General features: G+C 45.0%; 13 protein-coding genes. 5 read left to right on the top strand and 8 right to left on the bottom strand.

The genetic code is table 11. The features are described 5' to 3' along the window. Window positions 1-4: 4 nt before the first annotated feature. The 5 genes from tssG to tssB are packed head-to-tail and all read right to left on the bottom strand — an operon-like array spanning window position 5 to window position 5,293. Window positions 5-1,057 (bottom strand): type VI secretion system baseplate subunit TssG, encoded by a 1,053-nt coding sequence (gene tssG, locus WDV75_RS01335; RefSeq protein ID WP_273557504.1) that lies wholly within the window; start codon window positions 1,055-1,057, stop codon window positions 5-7. Next, window positions 1,021-2,853 (bottom strand): type VI secretion system baseplate subunit TssF, encoded by a 1,833-nt coding sequence (gene tssF / locus WDV75_RS01330; protein WP_273557503.1) that lies wholly within the window; start codon window positions 2,851-2,853, stop codon window positions 1,021-1,023. The genes tssG and tssF overlap by 37 nt, the downstream gene beginning before the upstream one ends. After that, a complete protein-coding gene (tssE, locus tag WDV75_RS01325) occupies window positions 2,854-3,294 on the bottom strand; it encodes a type VI secretion system baseplate subunit TssE (protein ID WP_273557502.1) in 441 nt (146 codons plus the stop codon). Between the two features lie 2 nt (window positions 3,295-3,296). Beyond that, window positions 3,297-4,775: a type VI secretion system contractile sheath large subunit gene (gene tssC, locus WDV75_RS01320; protein WP_273557501.1), complete on the bottom strand. Its 1,479-nt coding sequence runs from the start codon at window positions 4,773-4,775 to the stop codon at window positions 3,297-3,299. 20 nt (window positions 4,776-4,795) lie between these two features. Then, entirely contained in the window at window positions 4,796-5,293 is a 498-nt protein-coding gene (gene tssB / locus WDV75_RS01315) for a type VI secretion system contractile sheath small subunit (protein WP_273557500.1), read from the bottom strand. 919 nt (window positions 5,294-6,212) lie between these two features. Between tssB and WDV75_RS01310 the strand changes: the two genes are divergently transcribed. The 5 genes from WDV75_RS01310 (at window position 6,213) to WDV75_RS01290 (ending at window position 15,045) form a co-directional block, all read left to right on the top strand. Beyond that, window positions 6,213-6,731 carry an Hcp family type VI secretion system effector gene (locus WDV75_RS01310; RefSeq protein WP_189759236.1) on the top strand — a complete coding sequence of 173 codons (519 nt, stop codon included), beginning with the start codon at window positions 6,213-6,215 and terminating at the stop codon, window positions 6,729-6,731. 720 nt (window positions 6,732-7,451) lie between these two features. Then, window positions 7,452-9,122 (top strand): ShlB/FhaC/HecB family hemolysin secretion/activation protein, encoded by a 1,671-nt coding sequence (locus WDV75_RS01305; RefSeq protein WP_273557499.1) that lies wholly within the window; start codon window positions 7,452-7,454, stop codon window positions 9,120-9,122. A gap of 108 nt (window positions 9,123-9,230) precedes the next feature. Then, on the top strand, window positions 9,231-13,649 hold the full coding sequence (locus tag WDV75_RS01300) for a hemagglutinin repeat-containing protein (protein ID WP_273557498.1): 4,419 nt from the start codon (window positions 9,231-9,233) through the stop codon (window positions 13,647-13,649). A gap of 135 nt (window positions 13,650-13,784) precedes the next feature. Next, the gene (yhjD, locus tag WDV75_RS01295; protein WP_273557497.1) at window positions 13,785-14,783 is read left to right on the top strand and encodes an inner membrane protein YhjD; all 999 of its coding nucleotides are present in this window, start codon (window positions 13,785-13,787) and stop codon (window positions 14,781-14,783) included. 55 nt (window positions 14,784-14,838) lie between these two features. Then, the gene (locus WDV75_RS01290) at window positions 14,839-15,045 is read left to right on the top strand and encodes a 2-hydroxymuconate tautomerase family protein (RefSeq protein WP_045957420.1); all 207 of its coding nucleotides are present in this window, start codon (window positions 14,839-14,841) and stop codon (window positions 15,043-15,045) included. Between the two features lie 100 nt (window positions 15,046-15,145). Here the strand turns inward: WDV75_RS01290 and WDV75_RS01285 are convergent, their stop codons facing one another. The 3 genes from WDV75_RS01285 to WDV75_RS01275 all read right to left on the bottom strand — a co-directional run bounded on the left by WDV75_RS01285 (window position 15,146) and on the right by WDV75_RS01275 (window position 19,669). Next, window positions 15,146-17,290 (bottom strand): phosphocholine-specific phospholipase C, encoded by a 2,145-nt coding sequence (locus tag WDV75_RS01285; RefSeq protein ID WP_273557495.1) that lies wholly within the window; start codon window positions 17,288-17,290, stop codon window positions 15,146-15,148. A gap of 95 nt (window positions 17,291-17,385) precedes the next feature. After that, the gene (locus tag WDV75_RS01280; protein WP_273557494.1) at window positions 17,386-18,855 is read right to left on the bottom strand and encodes an insulinase family protein; all 1,470 of its coding nucleotides are present in this window, start codon (window positions 18,853-18,855) and stop codon (window positions 17,386-17,388) included. A gap of 106 nt (window positions 18,856-18,961) precedes the next feature. Continuing rightward, on the bottom strand, window positions 18,962-19,669 hold the full coding sequence (locus tag WDV75_RS01275; protein WP_273557561.1) for a HAMP domain-containing protein: 708 nt from the start codon (window positions 19,667-19,669) through the stop codon (window positions 18,962-18,964). Window positions 19,670-19,689 lie beyond the last annotated feature (20 nt).

Raw genomic sequence — 19,689 nt, 5'->3', positions numbered from 1 at the left:
GTCGTTATTCCATAACTGAAATGATGACAGAGGGTTTCTTTTCCGGTTCGCCGAGAAAACTGGTCCACCCCAAGTGGTTATTCTGTTTTGCCCCCAATACCATGCCTCTGACCTGATTTTCAGCCAGACTAAGACGCAGTTCCCAAGCAAACTGGCTGCGCATGATAAAAGAGATGAACATCACCAACGGCAGATAGTTTTTGCCATCAGGCAAGAATGAGAGGAACCGATCACGAGGCAAGTTATTGATACTCAGTAAAAATTTACCGCTGTAATCCCCAACCCAAGAACCAATGGTGAAGTTTTTTCCCAATACCGATAACTCGTTATCAATCGTTTTCAGGCCCTTATTGATCCCCCCCAAACGGTTCTGCTGATACTTCGGGATGATGACTTTTCTGAATTGCCAGCCGTGCAGCGTGACGTCCTGCAAATCAAAACAGTGGGAAACAAGGCTGCATATGACTTCTGGCGAGCGTCCGGGGCTTGCCAGCAATCCTGCATACGCCAGCATTTTGCTGTGGTTGATGTTCAGCATCCGACGGTTGACATCACTGCCTAACCCAACGAGTGAGAACATACGTTGAGAAAAATAATCTTCCCCGCCCTTCTTGAAACAGATGTAATAACGGTATTTCCGCCAAATCTGATGCAGGATCGTAATTAAACGGTGGTTGAAAATGTTGAGAAAATCCGTCAGACGGTTTTCCCCGTGAGCATCTTCCCATGCCAGTGAATCCAGATAATAGCCTGGCATCGGGGACTGGCTGCCATGCAATCCCATAAAGGAAACTTCCAGTTCGAAGTATCCCTTTTTGGCTTGCTTAAGCGAGATTACATCCCGAGTCGGAAATGCCAGACTGGCGCTGGAACGGAAACGGATAGATTCCAGATCGGGACGATCTGTCTCTCCGGTTTTATCCCACGCTATCGCCAGCTGGTTAAGCAGTTCAACCAGCTGGTAAAAATTGTACTGTGAGATATCCAATGCCAGTGGCGTGGCAGGATCCTGTTCAGTGATTACATCAACGAGTGTTGACCTATCTGTACCGGCCATTCATAACATTCCTGATTATCTAAATTGATTACCTTCAACATATGAAACGCATTGACGCTGGCATACAGTGAGAAAAACCGTGACAGAATCGTACTGAACAGATAAAGCTCGCCTTCTGAGCTGAATGCCTGTTGCCGGATATACAGCGTTGAGCGCAATCCACGGACAGGCTGACCACGGAACAGACGATCTGTCGGCTCTGTTTCAATTTTTTCAATAGCATCAAGCCGTTTTTGCGATGAACGCTTGGACTGTCGGTTATGAATACTTGGGAAATCGTAGGTACGCAGCACCTGCTTCAGTGCGTCCTTATCCAACAATGACATATAGTTGAGCGACATATTTGACAGTAGTGACCAGTGCAAGCCCCCATCCAACAAGGGATAGAGAGGCACTGATGGCCGCGTAATATTGCGGAATGTCGCAAATGACGGACTACCGATTGAAGGGTAATTAATGTCGCCAACCCGCAACTCTAAAGGCAATTCACGGTTGGTACAGGTCAAACTAACAGAAACATTTTCTTTCAGCTTGAGCCTGAGCAAGTCGGCCTCATCTCCCCGTACCAATGAGATAAAATGTTCCAACCCCCGACGGAAAGGAGACTCTTTTACCCGAATACGGTAATAACGCATCGAGCGTTCATCTTCGTTATCAATTTGGTGATTGAAACTTTCAAACGGGGTATACACTCGCTCACCAATACGGGCACGACTGCGTTCACCATTTTCCCCTGTCAGCCAGCTTTCTACGCCATCAACAGAGAAAATGTCGTAGTTATCTGGAAAACTGTAACTGGCTTTCAATGGGTATTCAGTCTGGCTACCATTAAGTTCAATTGCTTCACTGTCCATAGGGAACAGGTTGATTGCCGGTGTGCAGTGCAAACGAAAGGTGTCATGGCGAATCTTGACTTCAGGTGGCAATGCCTGAGAAAAATGTAAATTCAGTTTGAAATCTTTGGTCTTGAGATCTTCCGGCAGTTTCGGGAAGCCTTTCACATCAAAAAACAGAAAACTTTCCGCGAAACAGAAATATTCCTGCAAGATGCGATATCCCATATAGGCGTTTTTCGGGTAAGGCAGTAACGCATCTTCTCGCTCAAATCCCACCGGCACAAAATCAAAACTTGGCAGAGGGATCACGGTATCGCCTGCCACTAACTCTGCTTTTTTGAAATAGTAACAAAGCCAGAAATAGAGCTGGGAGGTGGTATAGTTATCACCGCTCAAATAAAAACGCAGTTTGTCCAGCTCCAACTCATGCAGATTCAGTTCTGTTTTCGATGTAAAATCCAGACCAATAATTCCGGTTTCATTACTGTTATTGACAGTAATGTCACGGATAGAAAGCGGAAAAAGCCAGACATCACGGCAGAGCGTAAACGTACAGCGATCATGATCGTCTTTTTTGTCGTCCGATTTTTCGTTCGAATAAATATCATCTTGAGTTGACAACGAATGGCTCATAATCTGCGTGCCACGCTTGACCTGTGTCGCTTTCGTTACCACGCTCTCATCCGGAGTATACTCAATGATGGTCATACTGGGCGTTGGACGCAGATAGTTTGGCCACAGCATATTAAGCAGGCCGTGGGTCAATTCAGGGAATTGATCATCAATCTTTGCCCGCAGGTTGCCCGTCAGGAAGGCAAAACCTTCAAGCAAACGCTCAACATCGGGGTCAGAACCCTGTTCTGATAGAAATGCGGCAAGATGAGGACGCTCAACTGCGGCTTCTTTCCCCAGTTGTCGCAGATAGTTCAACTCATCTCTGAAATATTTTTCAAATGACATTTATTGAGTTCGCTCCAGGCAATAGCGTCGGTTGTTATCCAACTGGATGCTAAATTCCACAAGGTCGTTGATATCATCCAGAGAGATTTCAGCGCTAATATGAAAGCTCAACAGCAACGGATCTGAATCATCATTGATGGCACTGACAGAAACCGCTGATATTCTTGGCTCATAATTTCTGATGCACTCTTCAATCGCCCATTCGATACTTCGCTTGAAATCCACCGATGTCGCGGTCGCGTCATTGAGGTCAATGACACCTAAATCAACGGTACTTTGGCAAGCACCTGGACGGGAATTCAGCACTTCATTCAAATGCTTCTTGATAGAATCAAGTAGTGCACGCATCCTTGATTGACGGGAAGAGCCGGAGCTCTTCCCTTGAATGCGCTCGAACAGACTGGCAGAGCTGCCTCTGTTCCAACTGTACAGCGCAGCCATGATTATTCCTTATCCAAACGTCCAACCAGAGACAGTTCGAAGCTTGCACCCATGTATTTGAAGTGCGGGCGAACTTGCATCGCCACCTGATACCAGCCTGGATCGCCTTCAACATCCAGAACCTTGATCTCAGCAGCACGCAGAGGACGACGGCTACGAACGTCAGTGGGTGGGTTTTCCTGATCAGCAATGTACTGTTTCAGCCACATGTTCAGTTCGCGTTCCAGATCCTGACGCTCTTTCCAGGAGCCGATCTGTTCGCGCTGCAACACTTTGATGTAGTGAGCCAGACGGTTGATGATGAACATGTATGGAAGCTGGGTACCCAACTTGTAGTTGGTTTCCGCAATTTTCCCTTCGCGGGTATTTGGGAACACTTTTGGTTTCTGAACTGAGTTTGCCGAGAAGAATGCCGCGTTATCGCTACCCTTACGCATGGTCAGGGTAATAAAGCCTTCTTCTGCCAGTTCGAATTCACGACGGTCAGTGACTAAAACTTCTGTTGGGATCTTCGCCTGAATCTGCCCCATTGCTTCATACAGGTGAACGGGCAGATCGCTGACTGCACCACCGCTCTGTGGGCCAATGATGTTTGGACACCAGCGGTACTTAGCAAAGCTGTCAGTCAGGCAGCTAGCCAGCAAGTACGCCGTATTACCCCACAAGAAATGTTCGTGGTCACGGCTGACATTTTCCTGATAGTTGAAGTTCTTGATTGGGTTTTCAACACTGGAATAAGGCAGACGCAGCAAGAAGCGAGGTGCAGTCAGACCTAAGTAACGTGAATCTTCTGACTCACGCAGCAGACGCCATTTAGTATGTGAAGGGCCTTCGAAGACAGATTTCAGATCTTTGATGGCAGGCAGCTCAGTAAAGCTGTTAATACCAAAGAATTCCGGTGAAACAGAAGACAAGAATGGCGCATGAGCCATCGCACCCACCGAACTGACATACTGCATCAATTTAATATCAGGCGTAGTGTTGTTGAACGCGTAGTTACCGATGACGGAAGCAACAGGTTCACCACCAAACTGGCCGTAGCCTGAGGAATAAACGTGTTTATAGAAGCCAGACTGAATAATTTCAGGAGAAAATTCAAAATCTTCCAACAATTCATCTTTAGTCGCATGAAGAATGTTGATTTTGATGTTTTCACGGAAATCAGTGCGATCCACCAAAATTTTCAGTGAACGCCAGGAAGATTCCAATTCCTGGAACGGCTTAGCGTGCATGATTTCATCCATCTGCTCACTTAGCTTCTTATCCAACTCGACGATCATCTTATCAACAAGCAGCTTGTTGATGGGTTCATCGTTAGAGCCAGTATCCAGGATGCTACCGATAAACGCAGCGACACCTTGTTTAGCAATATAGTAGCCGTCATTTTCCGGAGTCATTCTCGCTTGAGACATAATTTCATCAAGCAAAGAAGTCGTTGCGCCAGAAGCAATAGCTGTACTGTTTTCTTCGTGCTGAGCCATTTAAAAATTCCTTTAACCAGTTATTTTTTATTGACGATTTCAAGTTCTTTCAGGAGTTGCTCACGAACGGATTCATCATCCAGCAGTGACTGCAAACGAGCACGAAATGCTGGGATATTTCCCAATGGGCCTTTTAATGCAACTAATGCCTCACGAAGTTCGAGAAGTTTATTTAATTCAGGCACTTTCTTCGCGATATTATCTGGCGAGAAATCATTCAGTGATTTTATTTCCAGATTAACGGGCAGCTCTTCTTCGCTTTTTTCATCGAGACGATTAGGAACGTTAAAAGTTAGGTTGATGTTCGCTTCATTCATTACGGCATTAAAGTTGTTCTTATTGATAGAAACTGCCTGCCGTTCTTCAATTGGCGTATCTTCGCTTTTTCCTTTCAAGTCACCCACAACCAGAAGATTCAGAGGCAATTCAACTTCTGAAGTCTGGTCACCATTATTAGGAACATACTTAATATTAATTCTTTCTTTCGGAGCTACGCTACCTGGACTATTCTTACTCATATTTGAATCCTTTGGCTAATACAACCATGAACTGTCTAACAACCCATTATTGGTGAGAGAATGATTCCAATGTTCACCCATATAATAAATACAGAAGATCTTCCTAAAAAAATAGGATAAAGAAGACAACTATATTTGAAGGTGCGAATAGTTTTATATCAACATATAGTTAAATAATCAGATATACCCTATCCAATTGTGGAAATAACATCGATACGAAAAATCGTCAAGTTCGAGTTTGACATTTTATTTTTTTGATGTAAAGCCTAAACACAAATTGATAAAGACCTCTATTCAAGCTTTTAATCTGCCTATCAAAACCCATCGCAAGTTATAAACATTTTTTTGCCCTCAAAATAGAGGAAAGTTTGGTTTTACTCTCTGTAAGAGTATGTAATCCCATTATCTATAAATTGCATCAAAAGACATATTTTTCCTCTTAACCTGAATAAAATATAACCTTGCAGGCCGTTATCAATCATCATCATCAATATCATTTTTTATTTTATATTGATTAATTATGTTCCATAACAATCCAGATTATTTCCATTTTTTTGATCTAGTTAACACTTTTCAAATGATCATAAAAAATATTTAAACGAAAAAATAAATATCAATAACTATCAATTAGTTACAAAAAGACAAAAATCACAGTTCATTTTTAAACCAGTTGAATGGCCTTATTGTTTATAAAAAATCAGCTATAAATTTTATAACGGCAATAATTATAAAATTATTATTTGTCATTGAACGAGAGCACATATTGCATTTTTCAAATGACTTTGCATCAGGCAATTTCAGCTTTATTATTCGCCCCGAGTGTTTGGTAAGCGATAATTTCATTTGATTAGCAGATGGAATAATCACGCAAGGAATGAACACTTACACTAATATTGGTAAATTTTTATAGGATATTCATATGCCAACTCCATGTTATATTTCCATCCGTGGTAAAACTCAGGGTCATATTACCGCTGGCTCATTCACTGCGGAATCCGTAGGTAATATCTTTGTTCAGGGTCACGAAGACGAAATGCTGGTTCAAGAATTTGACCACATCGTTACTGTCCCAACTGATCCACAGTCAGGACAACCTTCTGGCCAGCGTGCGCATAAGCCATTCCGCTTTACCGTTGCGTTGAATAAATCAGTTCCTCTGCTGTACAACGCACTGGCTTCTGGCGAAATGCTGCCAACTGTAGAATTGAAATGGTACCGTACTTCAATCGAAGGTAAACAAGAGCATTTCTTTACTACAAAACTGGAAGATGCAACTATCGTTGATATCGATTGCAAAATGCCACACTGCCAAGATCCAGCTAAAGCAGAATTCACTCAATTAGTTCGTGTATCACTTGCTTATCGTAAGATTACTTGGGAACACACTACTGCGGGTACTTCTGGTGCTGACGACTGGCGCGCACCAATTGTTGCTTAATATCTTCTTCATTAAATATTAAGTAATAACTTTTCAGCCAATGAATATTATTCATTGGCTGAATCCTTCTAACGTCTCAAAATTCCCACCAATTTACTTTAATTCCTATTTTTCTCTTTTATATTTGTTTTTCTGATTTTTTTTCACTGTCAGATTTTCATATAGTAATTATTTTCATAATAAATAAAGATAGATAAATTTATAATTACACTCATGATCAATTTTCAGCCAAATAATCTGACTAAAAAATAACTGCCTTCCCCTTTCACATCTCTTCTATATCAATCTAACTTCAAGATGCGTGTGATTTCTCCCCCGCTTCGCAGGGAGATATAAGACGCATTTTGAAAGGCGATTGGTATAATGCGTATACTTCAATTCCTTTTCATCAACATTCCATAAGTAAAACTTTTAAATTAATAGACTGGAAATACAGAAAAAGCGTCTGATTACACCTCATTATTCTGCTGATCTACTGATTAACCAAATTAAATTTCACTTAACGCTTCACATTGAAGATAATACATAACTAAAATGAATTATCATAAATCACTAATGTAAATTTATAACTAGAAATTATAATTCTTAACAAAACACATTTATTAATCAGAACAACATAAAAGATTTTCTATGCTCTAATGCTTAATTAATAAACTAGGATATTTAAGCCTAACCCAACACGATACATTTCCCATCAACTATTGTCATTTGGGTATTCCCATGATTAAAAGGACGACAATCTTCATCTTATTATGTACTGCATTTCAGGTGAACGCATCGCCTGATGCGCTTAATTCCGCTTTCTCTACAGATGAAGCAAGAAGAACCTTACAGGATAGTTCGCGGGAAATAGACCAATTAATTGAAGATCGCCGTCACCAGGGATTGATTAATCGCACAGATAACGTTTCCCCACAAACTGTCTCACCCGTCGTGGTGGAAGCTCCACCCTGTTTGGCAGTTAACGGGGTTTATCTTCAAGGCATTACCTTACTCTCTCTGGGAGATCTAAATACACTCAGTGCCCTGCCCGATAACTGCATCACCAGCAATGATATCAACAAGCTGTCAGCGGAAATCACCAACCTTTATATTGCTAAAGGTTATATTACGGCACGCGTTCAGTTTCTTCCTCCCAATCCCCATGGTGAACTGGGGATCAATGTCGTTGAAGGTTTTGTCGAAGCGATAGAAGGAGATGACCGCTGGGTCAATAGCCAAACACTTTTCCCACGTTTGACAAACAAACCCCTCAACCTGAATCAACTTGATCAAGGGCTGGATCAGGCAAATCGCCTGCAATCAAACAAAACTACTCTCGATATTCTACCGGGTAGCGTTAATGGTGGTTCTATCGTCAGACTACACAATCGGCATTCTTCCCCATGGAGAATAACCACCACAACCGATAATTATGGACAAAAAAGCACAGGAAAATGGATCACGCGACTCAATGCCAGTGTCGATAGCCCACTGGGATTATCTGACTTTGTTAGTCTCAGCGGCGCCAGTACCGTCGATAAACCCAACACCCAATATAATCGCGCCTATACCCTGCTCTATTCGCTCCCCTATGGCGCCATCACATTGAGTGGATTCAACAGTTATTCCCAATACACCAGCCATCCCCGTTTACAGATACATTCGGCCAAATTGTACGGGAATTCACAACAAACAGGTATGCGTGCTGATTGGGTTTTTCATCGTAACCAGTCACAAATTAGTACATTAAACACTCAGTTGGTTTATAAGAATTACACTAACCATTTCCAAGAAGCCAAGCTTACTGTCAGTAGCCAGACATTGAGCGTCCTCGAACTGGGTATTAACCATTTACAAATTATCCCTTCAGGGTTGATCTCCCTCAATATGAGTATCGAGCGGGGAATGCCATGGTTTGGTGCCCAAACCGCTACAGCCAGCCTGAATAAGCAGTTTACTAAAGGGAAATTATCGGCAAATTTACAACAACGTTTTACATTTTTGGATGTACCTTACCGATTTAGCAGCCAATTTTATGCCCAATACAGTAAAGATGGGCTACCCGGTGTTGAGTGGCTCAATGTAACCGACCGTAATGCGGTGCGAGGCTTCAGTAAAAATGTGTCATCGGCTGATAATGGCTGGTATTTAAGAAATACGCTTTCTCACTCAATCCCCATTGCCAATGGATCACTTTCGTTACGTACCGGCGTGGATATCGGCCAGGTTAAAGGTTATCGCAGTCAGGACGGCTGGAAAAGCAGTGCCGGATTCAGTGCAGGTTTGACACTACGCTATCAGCAACTGTTTGCGGATGTTGAGTTCAGCCGAGGAAAATTACTTTCTCACCCCAATAGGCACACGGATGAACCTATGCAACTGTTAACCCGCTTCTCTTACACTTTTTAATTTTTTGAACCATTTGATTTTTTTAACCGCAGTCAGTTGTGGGGATTATTAGAACAATGATCCCCAGAGCGCTGCACATGGCAATAAAGAAGCAAATAAGGAAATTATATGAAAAGTAAAAAATTTAAGCTGTCTCCCACGGGCAAACTTGCCGCCTCTATGGCAATTATTCTGGCAACCTGTTCAGTCAGCTTTGCCAATGATATTACACCTGGCGGCGATGCCGCACACAGCCCAGATGTTATGCAAGCGGATACCGGTGCGACGGTAGTCAATATCGTTGCGCCTTCCGAATCAGGGTTATCACATAACCAATACCAGGACTTCAACGTTAATCAAATGGGGGCTGTGTTCAATAACTCTCTGGAGGATGGAACATCGCAATTGGCAGGGGAATTATCTGCTAACAGCAACCTCAATGGACAAGCTGCCAGTGTGATCTTAAATGAGGTTATTAGTCGTAACCCTTCTTTCTTGCTTGGCGAACAGGAAATATTTGGTATCGCTGCCGATTATGTACTGGCAAACCCTAACGGTATCACTTGTAACGGTTGTGGTTTTATCAATACGAATCAGGCGTCATTGGTTGTCGGTAATCCACTGGTGGAAAATGGGGTTCTGCAAGGCTTCAACACCTTTGATAATCTGAACGCCCTGAATATCAGGAACAATGGCTTATCCCATAATGACGTACTAAATCTGATCGCACCTAAAATTGACATCAACGGTCAGGTGATCACCACAAAAAACCTCAATCTCACAACGGGGAATAACAAGATTTCGGCCGATGGTCGCATCCTGGATATTCAGCAAGCGAATATTGGCGCTCTCGACAGCTATTATTTGGGTAGTATGCGGGCAGGACGCATTCGTCTGCTGAATACGGCGGAAGGAAGCGGAGTTAATTTAAAAGGCCAAGTCACCGCTGATAATGGCATTGAAGTTGAATCCTACGGTGATGTGAAGCTGGAAGCGGCGACGCTAAAAGGTGGCGATATTACCTTGAGCGGCAATAATGTGCTGTCCCAAGGACGCCTGAACCAATCTTCATCAGACAAAACGGGCAACGATAATCACGAAAGCACTCTTAGTGGTATTTATACCGAACAAAAGCAAATCAGTGAATCTGTTGCTCGTACCCAATTGGCAGGTAAAAACATCACGCTGGTGGCCAGACAAAACAACCAAGTGATGGCAACCGATATTGAAGGGGATAATGTCAAACTGACTGGCGCCAACCTGAAACTGGATGGACAACAGCTTCACCAACTTGACCGTAACACGAACAATCAACGGAAATGGGTCTGGCAATATGATCTCACCAATGAGAGTGAAAAATATCAGCACGAAGGCAATACCATTAACGCGCGTGAAAATATCCATTTAACCGCCAGTGAAGGCAATGCCGAAGTCCTTGCCAGTAAGATCAAAGCGGGCAATAAGTTGTCCGTATCAGCCCAGAAAGATGTGAAGCTGGCAAGTCTGGTGGAATCAGAAATGACTTCACAGAAGGGATACAAAAAGAACCATAGTGCATCATTGCAAACGGGTAATTGGAATGAGGTCAATACCACCCAAAGAAGTACCGGCAATGAATTAAGCGCAGGCGGAGACTTAGGTATCAAGGCGAAAGGAAATGTTGACATTATCGGAACCCGGATTAACTCAGGCAAAAACCTGATTATTACTGCGGATCAACAAACCAATATTACTGTCCAATCCCTCGTTGCTGATCAGATCCTTGCCAAAGATAAAACCTATTGGGGTGGGATTGCCGGTGGCAGCAAAAAAGATAACCGCGATAAATCAGAAACCCATCATATTTCCGAAGTGACGGCTGGCGAGCACTTGCTGCTGACTGGTGCAAATGGTGTCACCATTACAGGCAGTAAAGTCAAAGCGCAAAAAGGTGCCTATGTCAGCACCAATGACGGGCAATTAACTATCGACAATGCGGTCAGCCATATTTCTAAAGAGGTGGATGAAAGAAAAGGCACCATTTTCAACATCACCAAAAATACAAATCAAGAGCATCACGAGCAGCAAAAATCTTCCGCCAGCCAGTTGATTTCCGATGCCGACCTGAAATTACTCAGTAATAAAGACATCAATGTCATTGGCAGTCTGGCAAAAAGTGCCGGCGAACTGCAACTGAATACATCAGGCAATATCAATATCCTGAATTATGGTGAGAAAAATCAGGATCAACAGGAAAAAACCAACCTTGACTTTCTGTCTTACACCAAGGACATGAAAGATAACCAATATCGTGCGGGTGTCGGTTTTGAACACACTACCGATCAACAGAAAAATGAAAGCACAACACAACGCCCATCAGAACTGAATGGCGGCAACTTCACCGTAAATGCTGGTCAAAATGTCACTGTGACTGGCTCTAAGTTGGTCACCACACAGGGCGATGCGAAGATTAGCGGGAATAATATTGCGTTGCTGGCTGGCGAAAATAGTTCCTCAACCTCAACCGCACAGGAAAAACTGAATAGCAGTGTGTTCGTCACTGGCGGTATGGACAAACTCGGTAGTGGTGTTGAAGGAACTTACAACAACAATGGAAAATCCGACAGCCGGACAACGGCAGAAGTGACCAAAACCCAAGTGACAGGCAACCTTGAGCTGAATGCAATGGGTGAGTTGAAGCAGCAGGGTACGGATCATCAAGTACAAGGTTCCTATCAGGTTAATGCCGGCAGCATTAAAAATGTGGCAACAGCCAATACCGAATCCAGTTCAACCAACCAATTACAGGTAGGCGGTGAAATCAGCGGAACTGCCGATTACAGTGCAACCACTCGTCCTGTAGAAAAAACAGCCAAGGCTGCCGCAGATAAGAAACTGGATACTTCCATCACCAAAACGGGCTTACCTAATGCCGGTATTGAACTGGCGATGAATGGCAACAGCCGTTACACCAATAACCATCAGTCCAATGCGGTAGTGACTAACATCAAGGCAGGTGATGTCAAAGTAACAACGAACGGCGACATCTATGACCAAGGTACGCAATACCAGACCAACAAAGGCGGGGTCTCACTGATTGCGGGCAGCCATACCAGTGAAGCCGCCACCAATAGCCAAAGCTCTCATGCCGCTGACACAACTGGCAATGCCAGTTTGCGTGTCTACACCACAACTGGTGCAGATATCTCTGTTAATGGCAAAGGCAGTGGTAGCTATCAGGAAACATCCAACACCACCAGCAGCGCAGTGACCAGCAGCATCAACGCTCAAAACGGCGTTAACGTTCAGACGGCCAGAGATGCGCGCTACCAAGGCACCTCAATCAATGCAGGTGAAGGTACAGCCAACGTTAATGCAGGTGGAAATGTTCAGTTTAACCAAGCCACCACTCGCAATGAGAAACAAGGCCATGGTTACAATGGGGAAATTTCCCTGACCGTGGGAACCAACCCTGATGGCAAGAATTTCAGTGGCAGTCTCGGCGGCGGTTATAACACCGAAAGCCAGAACAACACTACTGCTCAAACCAGCAATATCACTGGTGGACAAGGGGTAAATCTGACTGCAGGCAATAATCTGACATTACAAGGAGCCAACGTTACCGGCAAACAGGTAGATTTAACCGCACAGCGTGGGAAAATCGAACTGACTTCGGCTCAGGATACTGCCAACGCCAATGGTTGGAATGTCGGTGCTAAAGCTAAAGGGGGAATGTCTTCTAACGCCCGTAAAGAAGGAGGGGATGGCGCAGCAAGCGATGCTTCAACAACAGATGATCCAGCTAACAGAATCATCGACAGCAAATATAATATTGGCGGTGAATTGAAATTTGGCGTCAATAACCTGACGCAAACTACGCATCATAACGCACAGGTTTCCGGCAACAATGTTAATCTGACCAGCGCGGGCGATACCTCACTTAAAGGTGCGAATGTGGATGCTGCTCAGATCACGAGCAATGTCGGTGGCAATTTCAATGTCGAAAGCCGTAAGGACAGCACCCATAGCCTGAATGTGGGGCTGGATGCTGGCTTGGGTTATAGCAAAACCGTCAAAGGAGATGCCGCTTCTAAACAGGCTGTTCCTCCCGTAGCGGAAGGCTCTCCAGAAAATACAGCAACTACCACACCTGAAACCGGAGATAAAGCCCCAAGTTTGACAGATCAACTGAAAGCGGCGTTCAAGGGCTACAATGGCAAACTCAAAGGCAATTACGATACTCTCGACCGAGAAACGGTAGGTAAGCAAACAACATTGACCGGTACTCAAGAGGTTAATCTGAATGTCTCTGGAACAACCCATTTATCGGGCAGCAAAATTGACCGTGCACAAGGTGCTGTCTCGCTGAATACCCAGCAAATTAACCAACAATCTGTCGCCGGATACGATAAGAGCAAAAATTTAGGTATTGATGTACCTGACTCCCTCACCAATCTGGCAACTTCTGCACAAAAAGATATTTTCTCCGGTAAAGTGCCTTTTGTGAAAAATGAGAGCCACGATACTGAACTGCCAACTGTTCACAGTGAAGTTAAAGGGCATCAATGAGATTAATCATCGGAATTAACGATTGATCTTCTGTACGGTAGCCAATATATGGCTACCGTATTCCCTCACCAGTTGCCTTTTCCATTTTGCCTGTTACTCTTTTTTCGCATACATATTTTTTCGCTAGGGGATGTAATGCCAGGTAACCATGAAAACAGGGAACAATTCAATACAGGGAAAAATCTGACACCGTTAGAGAAAGGACTATATGGCAGTAAAAAAGCACTTTCCGTCACCATCCGTATTGGCAATGCTATCCGCCGTATTCCTTTTATCGCCCACTTTATTAGGGCGGCCCAACGTTTTAACGACCGCATGGGGAGTCAATTTGGCGCGGCCATTACCTATTTTTCGTTTCTATCTTTAATCCCCATTTTGATGCTCTCTTTTGCCGTCGCCGGTTTTGTGCTGGCCTCCAATCCTGACCTGCTGACACGTTTGATTAATGGCATCGCCAATAGCATCAGTGATCCCGCTCTCGCCAATACCCTGAAAAACAGTGTAGACACGGCAATTAACCAAAGAACAACCGTGGGATTGACCGGTCTGGCGATCGCACTTTATTCAGGGATGAACTGGGTTGGAAATTTACGCGAGGCAATACTCGCCCAGTCCAGGGATGTCTGGGAACGCAATCATGAAGATAAAGAGAAAATTTATTTTCAATATATTCGCGACTTTTTCTCTTTATTCGGTCTGTTATTTGCGTTGGTCATCACCCTTTCGCTAACTTCCATAGCAGGTTCTGCCCAAGCCACTATCGTCCACGCCCTCGGACTGGAAGGCATAGAATGGCTCCGGCCAGCATGGACATCAATTGGCATGACGATTTCCATTTTAGCCAATTATTTGTTATTTCTATGGATATTGTGGATCTTGCCGCGTCATCGCCCTGAAAGAAAAGCGCTGTTTAAAGGCACCCTCATGGCCGCCATCGGGTTTGAAATCATTAAATCTATTATGACGATGATGCTGCCCCGCCTTGCCAGCTCCCCTTCGGGCGCTGCTTTTGGTTCGGTGATTGGTTTAATGGCATTCTTCTATTTTTTCGCCCGTTTGACGCTATTTTGCGCCGCCTGGATCGCCACTGCGGAAGAAAAAAAGCCAGATAAACATCCATATCTCAATCAATAAGACTGTTTTTTGCTGTACCCACTATCTATAACAAACCCAAAAAGGAGTCATTTTTATGCCATTTGTGAACATCAGAATTACCCGCGAAGGCGCCACCGCTGAGCAGAAAAAACAACTGATTGAAGGTGCAACCCAATTGCTGGTAGATGTACTTGGGAAAAACCCGGCAACAACCTTTGTCATCATTGATGAAGTCGAAACAGATAACTGGGGCATCGGCGGTAAAAACGTGACTGAGTTACGGGCTGCCGCGAAGAAGTAAATTAAGGGTTTCGATTAATTAAATCGGGGCGGGTTAAACCGCCCCTTAAGACGATAGATAGGATCCATTTTCCGTTTTTTGCATATCAGGCTCGATTATCTTATGCCTTTCCCATCAACGGATCGCTGATACTGTGCTCACCGTTTTCCAGTCTGCCAGCCAGACGACGATGCCATCCTTTCGGCCCCACCAGCGAAATATCGTACCAGCCACCACTGATGTGAGTGTCAAAAATCTGGCTGTGACAGCTTCCTGCTGGCATTTTAATGTGCCACGGTCCCTGCAATGTATAAGGGCAGCGCTTTATGATGATCTCCACCGTTTTGTCACCCGGATTGTTCAGTTCCAGTTGCAGGCAAGTATCATTCATGATTTGACTCACTTCTGGCTGCTGCTGTGTCAGTGAACCACTCAGTGCACGGTGAAAACCGTTGGGTCCTAGCAACCAGAGATCATAGTTATCTGCCGCCTGCCAGTCATCACTGAGCGATTTACCGGCTTCAACGGTATAACGCCGCGGGATATCACCCAGATGTAGCTTATCGTAAACATGGAATACCACACCCTGTTCGCCCGTGTTGTGAAAGCTCAGGGTCAGTAACCCCTTGTCAGGGTAAGCCGAAGCTTCAACATTAAGCCGATAAGGTAACGCACGGGACGGGCGACTCTGTCGCTGTTGATACGGCAACTGCTGCTTTCCAACCTCCGGTAACGGCACCGGTGGTAACGCCTCCTGACTCATGCGCAGGTTATCTGCTTTCCGTCGCGTGATGGCAGGCAAACGGGGTACTTCATTGTTGGGATTGGCAAAGTTGAACGCTGAAGTGAGATCACCGCACACTGCACGCCGCCAGGCGCTGATATTCGGCTCGCGTACCCGGAAACGTTTCTCTAAAAACTGTAGGACTGAGGTGTGGTCGAATACCTGCGAGTTAACCCAACCGCCACGACTCCAGGGTGACAAGATCAGCATCGGTACTCTCGGCCCAGGACCATAAATGCGCCCGTCTGGTGACGGCTGCTGACTCGATCCCTCTGGGGCTGCGTGTTGGAAGATTTCAGTGTCGAAGGGTAGTGTGGACTTACCGGCGAAACTACCGTCTTTCCGTAGCGACGGTGCGGAGGGTGAAGGCATGTGGTCAAAAAAACCATCATTCTCATCGAAATTCACCAGCAATACCGTTTTGCTCCACACCTGCGGGTCATCTGTCAGCGCATTGAGGATCTCCTGAATAAACCAGCCCCCCTGCACAGGGCAGGAAGGCCCTGGATGCTCACAATAGACTGCCGGTGCGACGATCCAGCTTACCTGCGGCAATCTGCCCTTTTTCACCTCGGCGCGAAATCCAGCCAGTATCATCTCCAGATCGTTACCACTGACAGCCGGCAGAGTATTACCGTTGCCCTTATACAATGGAATTTTTTCGTTAAGTTCATCACTGTAAGGTACAAAGTCGTGGAAACCTTCCGGCGGTTGTGCCGGATTACCGGCCGCGACGCTGGCGGCACGGTACTGGCGGAAACCAGCCAGCGGGTTATCACCGTAGTTGTCCGGCAGGTATTGATAAATTTTCCAGCTAATGCCGTTCTCCTCTAGTCGTTCCGGATAGGTTTTCCATGTATATCCTTCCTCTGGAAGACCAGGAGAATCCCATTCGTTGACTACTGCGGCAACGTTAGCGGCACTGGGACCGTTGGTGCCGGTCCAGAGGAACAGACGATTAGGATCAGTACCGGCATGGATCGAACAATGGTATGCGTCACACAAGGTAAAGGCATTGGCCAAAGCAAACTGGTACGGCAACTCAGCCTGACAGTAATAGCCCATTGAGTTTGTCGTTTTATAGGTTGGCCAGTCACTCATACAGCCATTGTTCCAAGCGGAGTGTGCATCATTCCAGGAATGAGGCGTACCTGTCACCCGCTGTGCATTACCGTGTCGGCTATCCAGATGATAAGGCAAGACCAGCCGCTTAACTCCCTGCTGCTGCCAAATGTTGCGCCCACCGGAGAGTGGAATGGTGATACGATCGCTAAAACCGCGTACGCCAGGTAACGTGCCGAAATAATGGTCGAAGGAGCGGTTTTCCTGCATCAGGATCACCACATGTTCTACATCATCAATAGTTCCGGTACGGTTATTGGCGGGTATGGCTAGCGCCTTGCGAATCGAAGCGGGCAGTAATGAACTCGCAGCTCCGATCGCAGCTGCTTGTAATATTTTTCTGCGTGAAAAGTCGGGCATAAGTTTTTAACCTCCTGAGACGAGTTCTGCAAAGAGTCTCGAGGGTAATGCCCAAATATTACTGGGAAATGAAACCAGAGCACTTGTTTACCCTCTTACTCCCCATCATTCACTGTTTTAGGCTCTTTCGGTTTCTCCGGCTGTGGCCCCGGTCTCATAATTTGGTTAAAGCTATTTCTGATGTGATTAACATCAATCGTCGCTTCACCTTTTGGTTGCACCAGAATAAAAGAGATGTCTTGAGACAACATCTCTTGCAGCTTTTTATTCAAAAGTTGTGGTGTCAGGGAGGATAAAAACGCTTGTCTTAACCGCTGGAATTGTTCAGGAGCGATATCTATCACATTATTCTGCTGTGACAACAGACGTTGGTTTATCAAAATATCGGTATCCGTACGGGCATACATGGCGAATAGTTGCTGGAGCTGACTCCGCTTCTGAGCATAGAGCTCATCAAATTGTGCCTGCGGCAATCCATTTTCCCGCAATAATGACAGTTGGGAGGCCAGATAAAGCGTGGATTCCATCAGCTTATCCGCAGGGGAATCCAGATTTAAGGAGCAGTTCGCCCGCTGGTATAACACATGGCAATTCAGACCTAATTGCATGTCATTCTGCTTGTCTTTAAGCCCCAATTGCAGGTAATGATAAAGTGCTTCACGCGCCAGGTCATTTAACCAGTACTGAATCAGTGTTTGCGAATCGTTAATCGGCAACCAGTTCAGATTCCAGGTCAAAGACAAGCGATCCTGTTTGGTCTTCTCACTCACTACACCAATCGTTGCTGCTTTCAGCGGCAGCAAGGTAGGAACAGGCTCTGGTGTCTGCCGTTTTCCCGCCAATGAGGCAAAGACCTGATTAATCCGCTCCGACAGTAATCGGTTGTCAACATGTCCTGCGACATATAGCGTCATCGCATCCGGCGTGTACCATTGATGATAAAAATCTTCGACTTTTTTTACATTGACAGGCACTGATACAGACATCCCAGGATCATGATCGATAAGCGTTGAACCTTGCAGGCGCATACGCCACACGGGATCTTGAATATCGGATGGGAAAGTCGTCACAAGATATTTATCCCCTTTCATAGCCTGTGCCAGTGTCTCTGGTGTAAATACCGCACCACCAGCAATATCGGATAACCATATCAATGCATCTTGCAATAGATCGGGACGATTATTTGGCAGGCTCAGACTGTAAAGGGTGAAGTCATAGGAAACAATGGCAGGCGGAAAGAGATTTTTAGTATCTATCGCATTGTGCCATAGCTTTTCCAGTTTCTGCGATGATAAATCTTTGCTACTGGATAAGACGATTTTCGGAATCAGGTAGGTATAGCCCCGTTGTTGGGTTTTCTCAGACAATGAACCCGTCTTTACCAATAACCGCAACTGTATTCTGTCATTAGGCCGCTGTGGTGTTTGCAGGATTTGCCAGCTAAAGCCATTTTCAAGTTTGCCTTGTTGCCAGGCTGGATCAGGTTGCAAGGTTTCAGCCTGTGCCAAACAAGTTGTAGCCAGAATCGCACCACCAATAAGATATCCGATTTTGTTACCCTGCATTCTCACTTACCCCTACCTGTTTAATTTTATCCTGCAAAACCTAAGACAATCATTCATCCCTGAATATTATCATTAAGGCTTAGACCGTTATTCATCTTGTAAGGTTTCATTTTGATGGTGTTTTCTGCTTATTAACTTGACGATTATAACCTTTTACCAGCAACCCCAACTCATCATCCTGATGGCTTTTAGGGCAAGACATAATCTCTGGCGGCTGTTCTTCATTCAGTTCCCGCGCAACATCGCGCAATGGATGGATGATAATGCGATTTACGCACCAGCTTATCGACACCGTAAGAATAAGTGCGAGTAATAAATAAGTAGTCAACATTAATGCAAGTGTATTCAAGGCAAAACGATATACCCGATTGGAATCAACCTGCAAAATAAGGTGTCCCTGTGATTGTGCTGTTTTTGGCGCAACACCATAAACATAGAGAGGAATATTGACCTCAACAGGAATACCAAAAACCTTCTTTGCCAGTTCAGGTATGGGACGATGAGTGGCAAAATCCAGACTCATTACCCGAACGTTATCAGGTAATAACACATCGGCCCGCCCCAGAATGCCCGAGGTCTTCAACCCAATCAACAGCGTTTTCGCTTCATTGAGATCTGAACTCAACAACGCTTCCGCCAAAGGTGTCTGGATCTGTACGGCCGCATTGTTAAGCTGGCTGATATAGTCATCTTTCCGCTGCTGCAATAGGTGGGACAACTGGATGGTGATGAAAATGGCAATGGTAACCAAAGTGACTCCTGTCACTGCGGCCATCTGTTTAATGGTTAACGAACGTTTGACACGCAATTTCATCTTATCCAAACCAATACCAA

This window comes from Xenorhabdus griffiniae (genome assembly GCF_037265215.1).
Lineage (GTDB): Bacteria > Pseudomonadota > Gammaproteobacteria > Enterobacterales > Enterobacteriaceae > Xenorhabdus > Xenorhabdus griffiniae.
The sequence above is the reverse complement of the archived record's forward strand: the minus strand, read 5'-3'. Positions and strand labels throughout refer to the sequence as shown.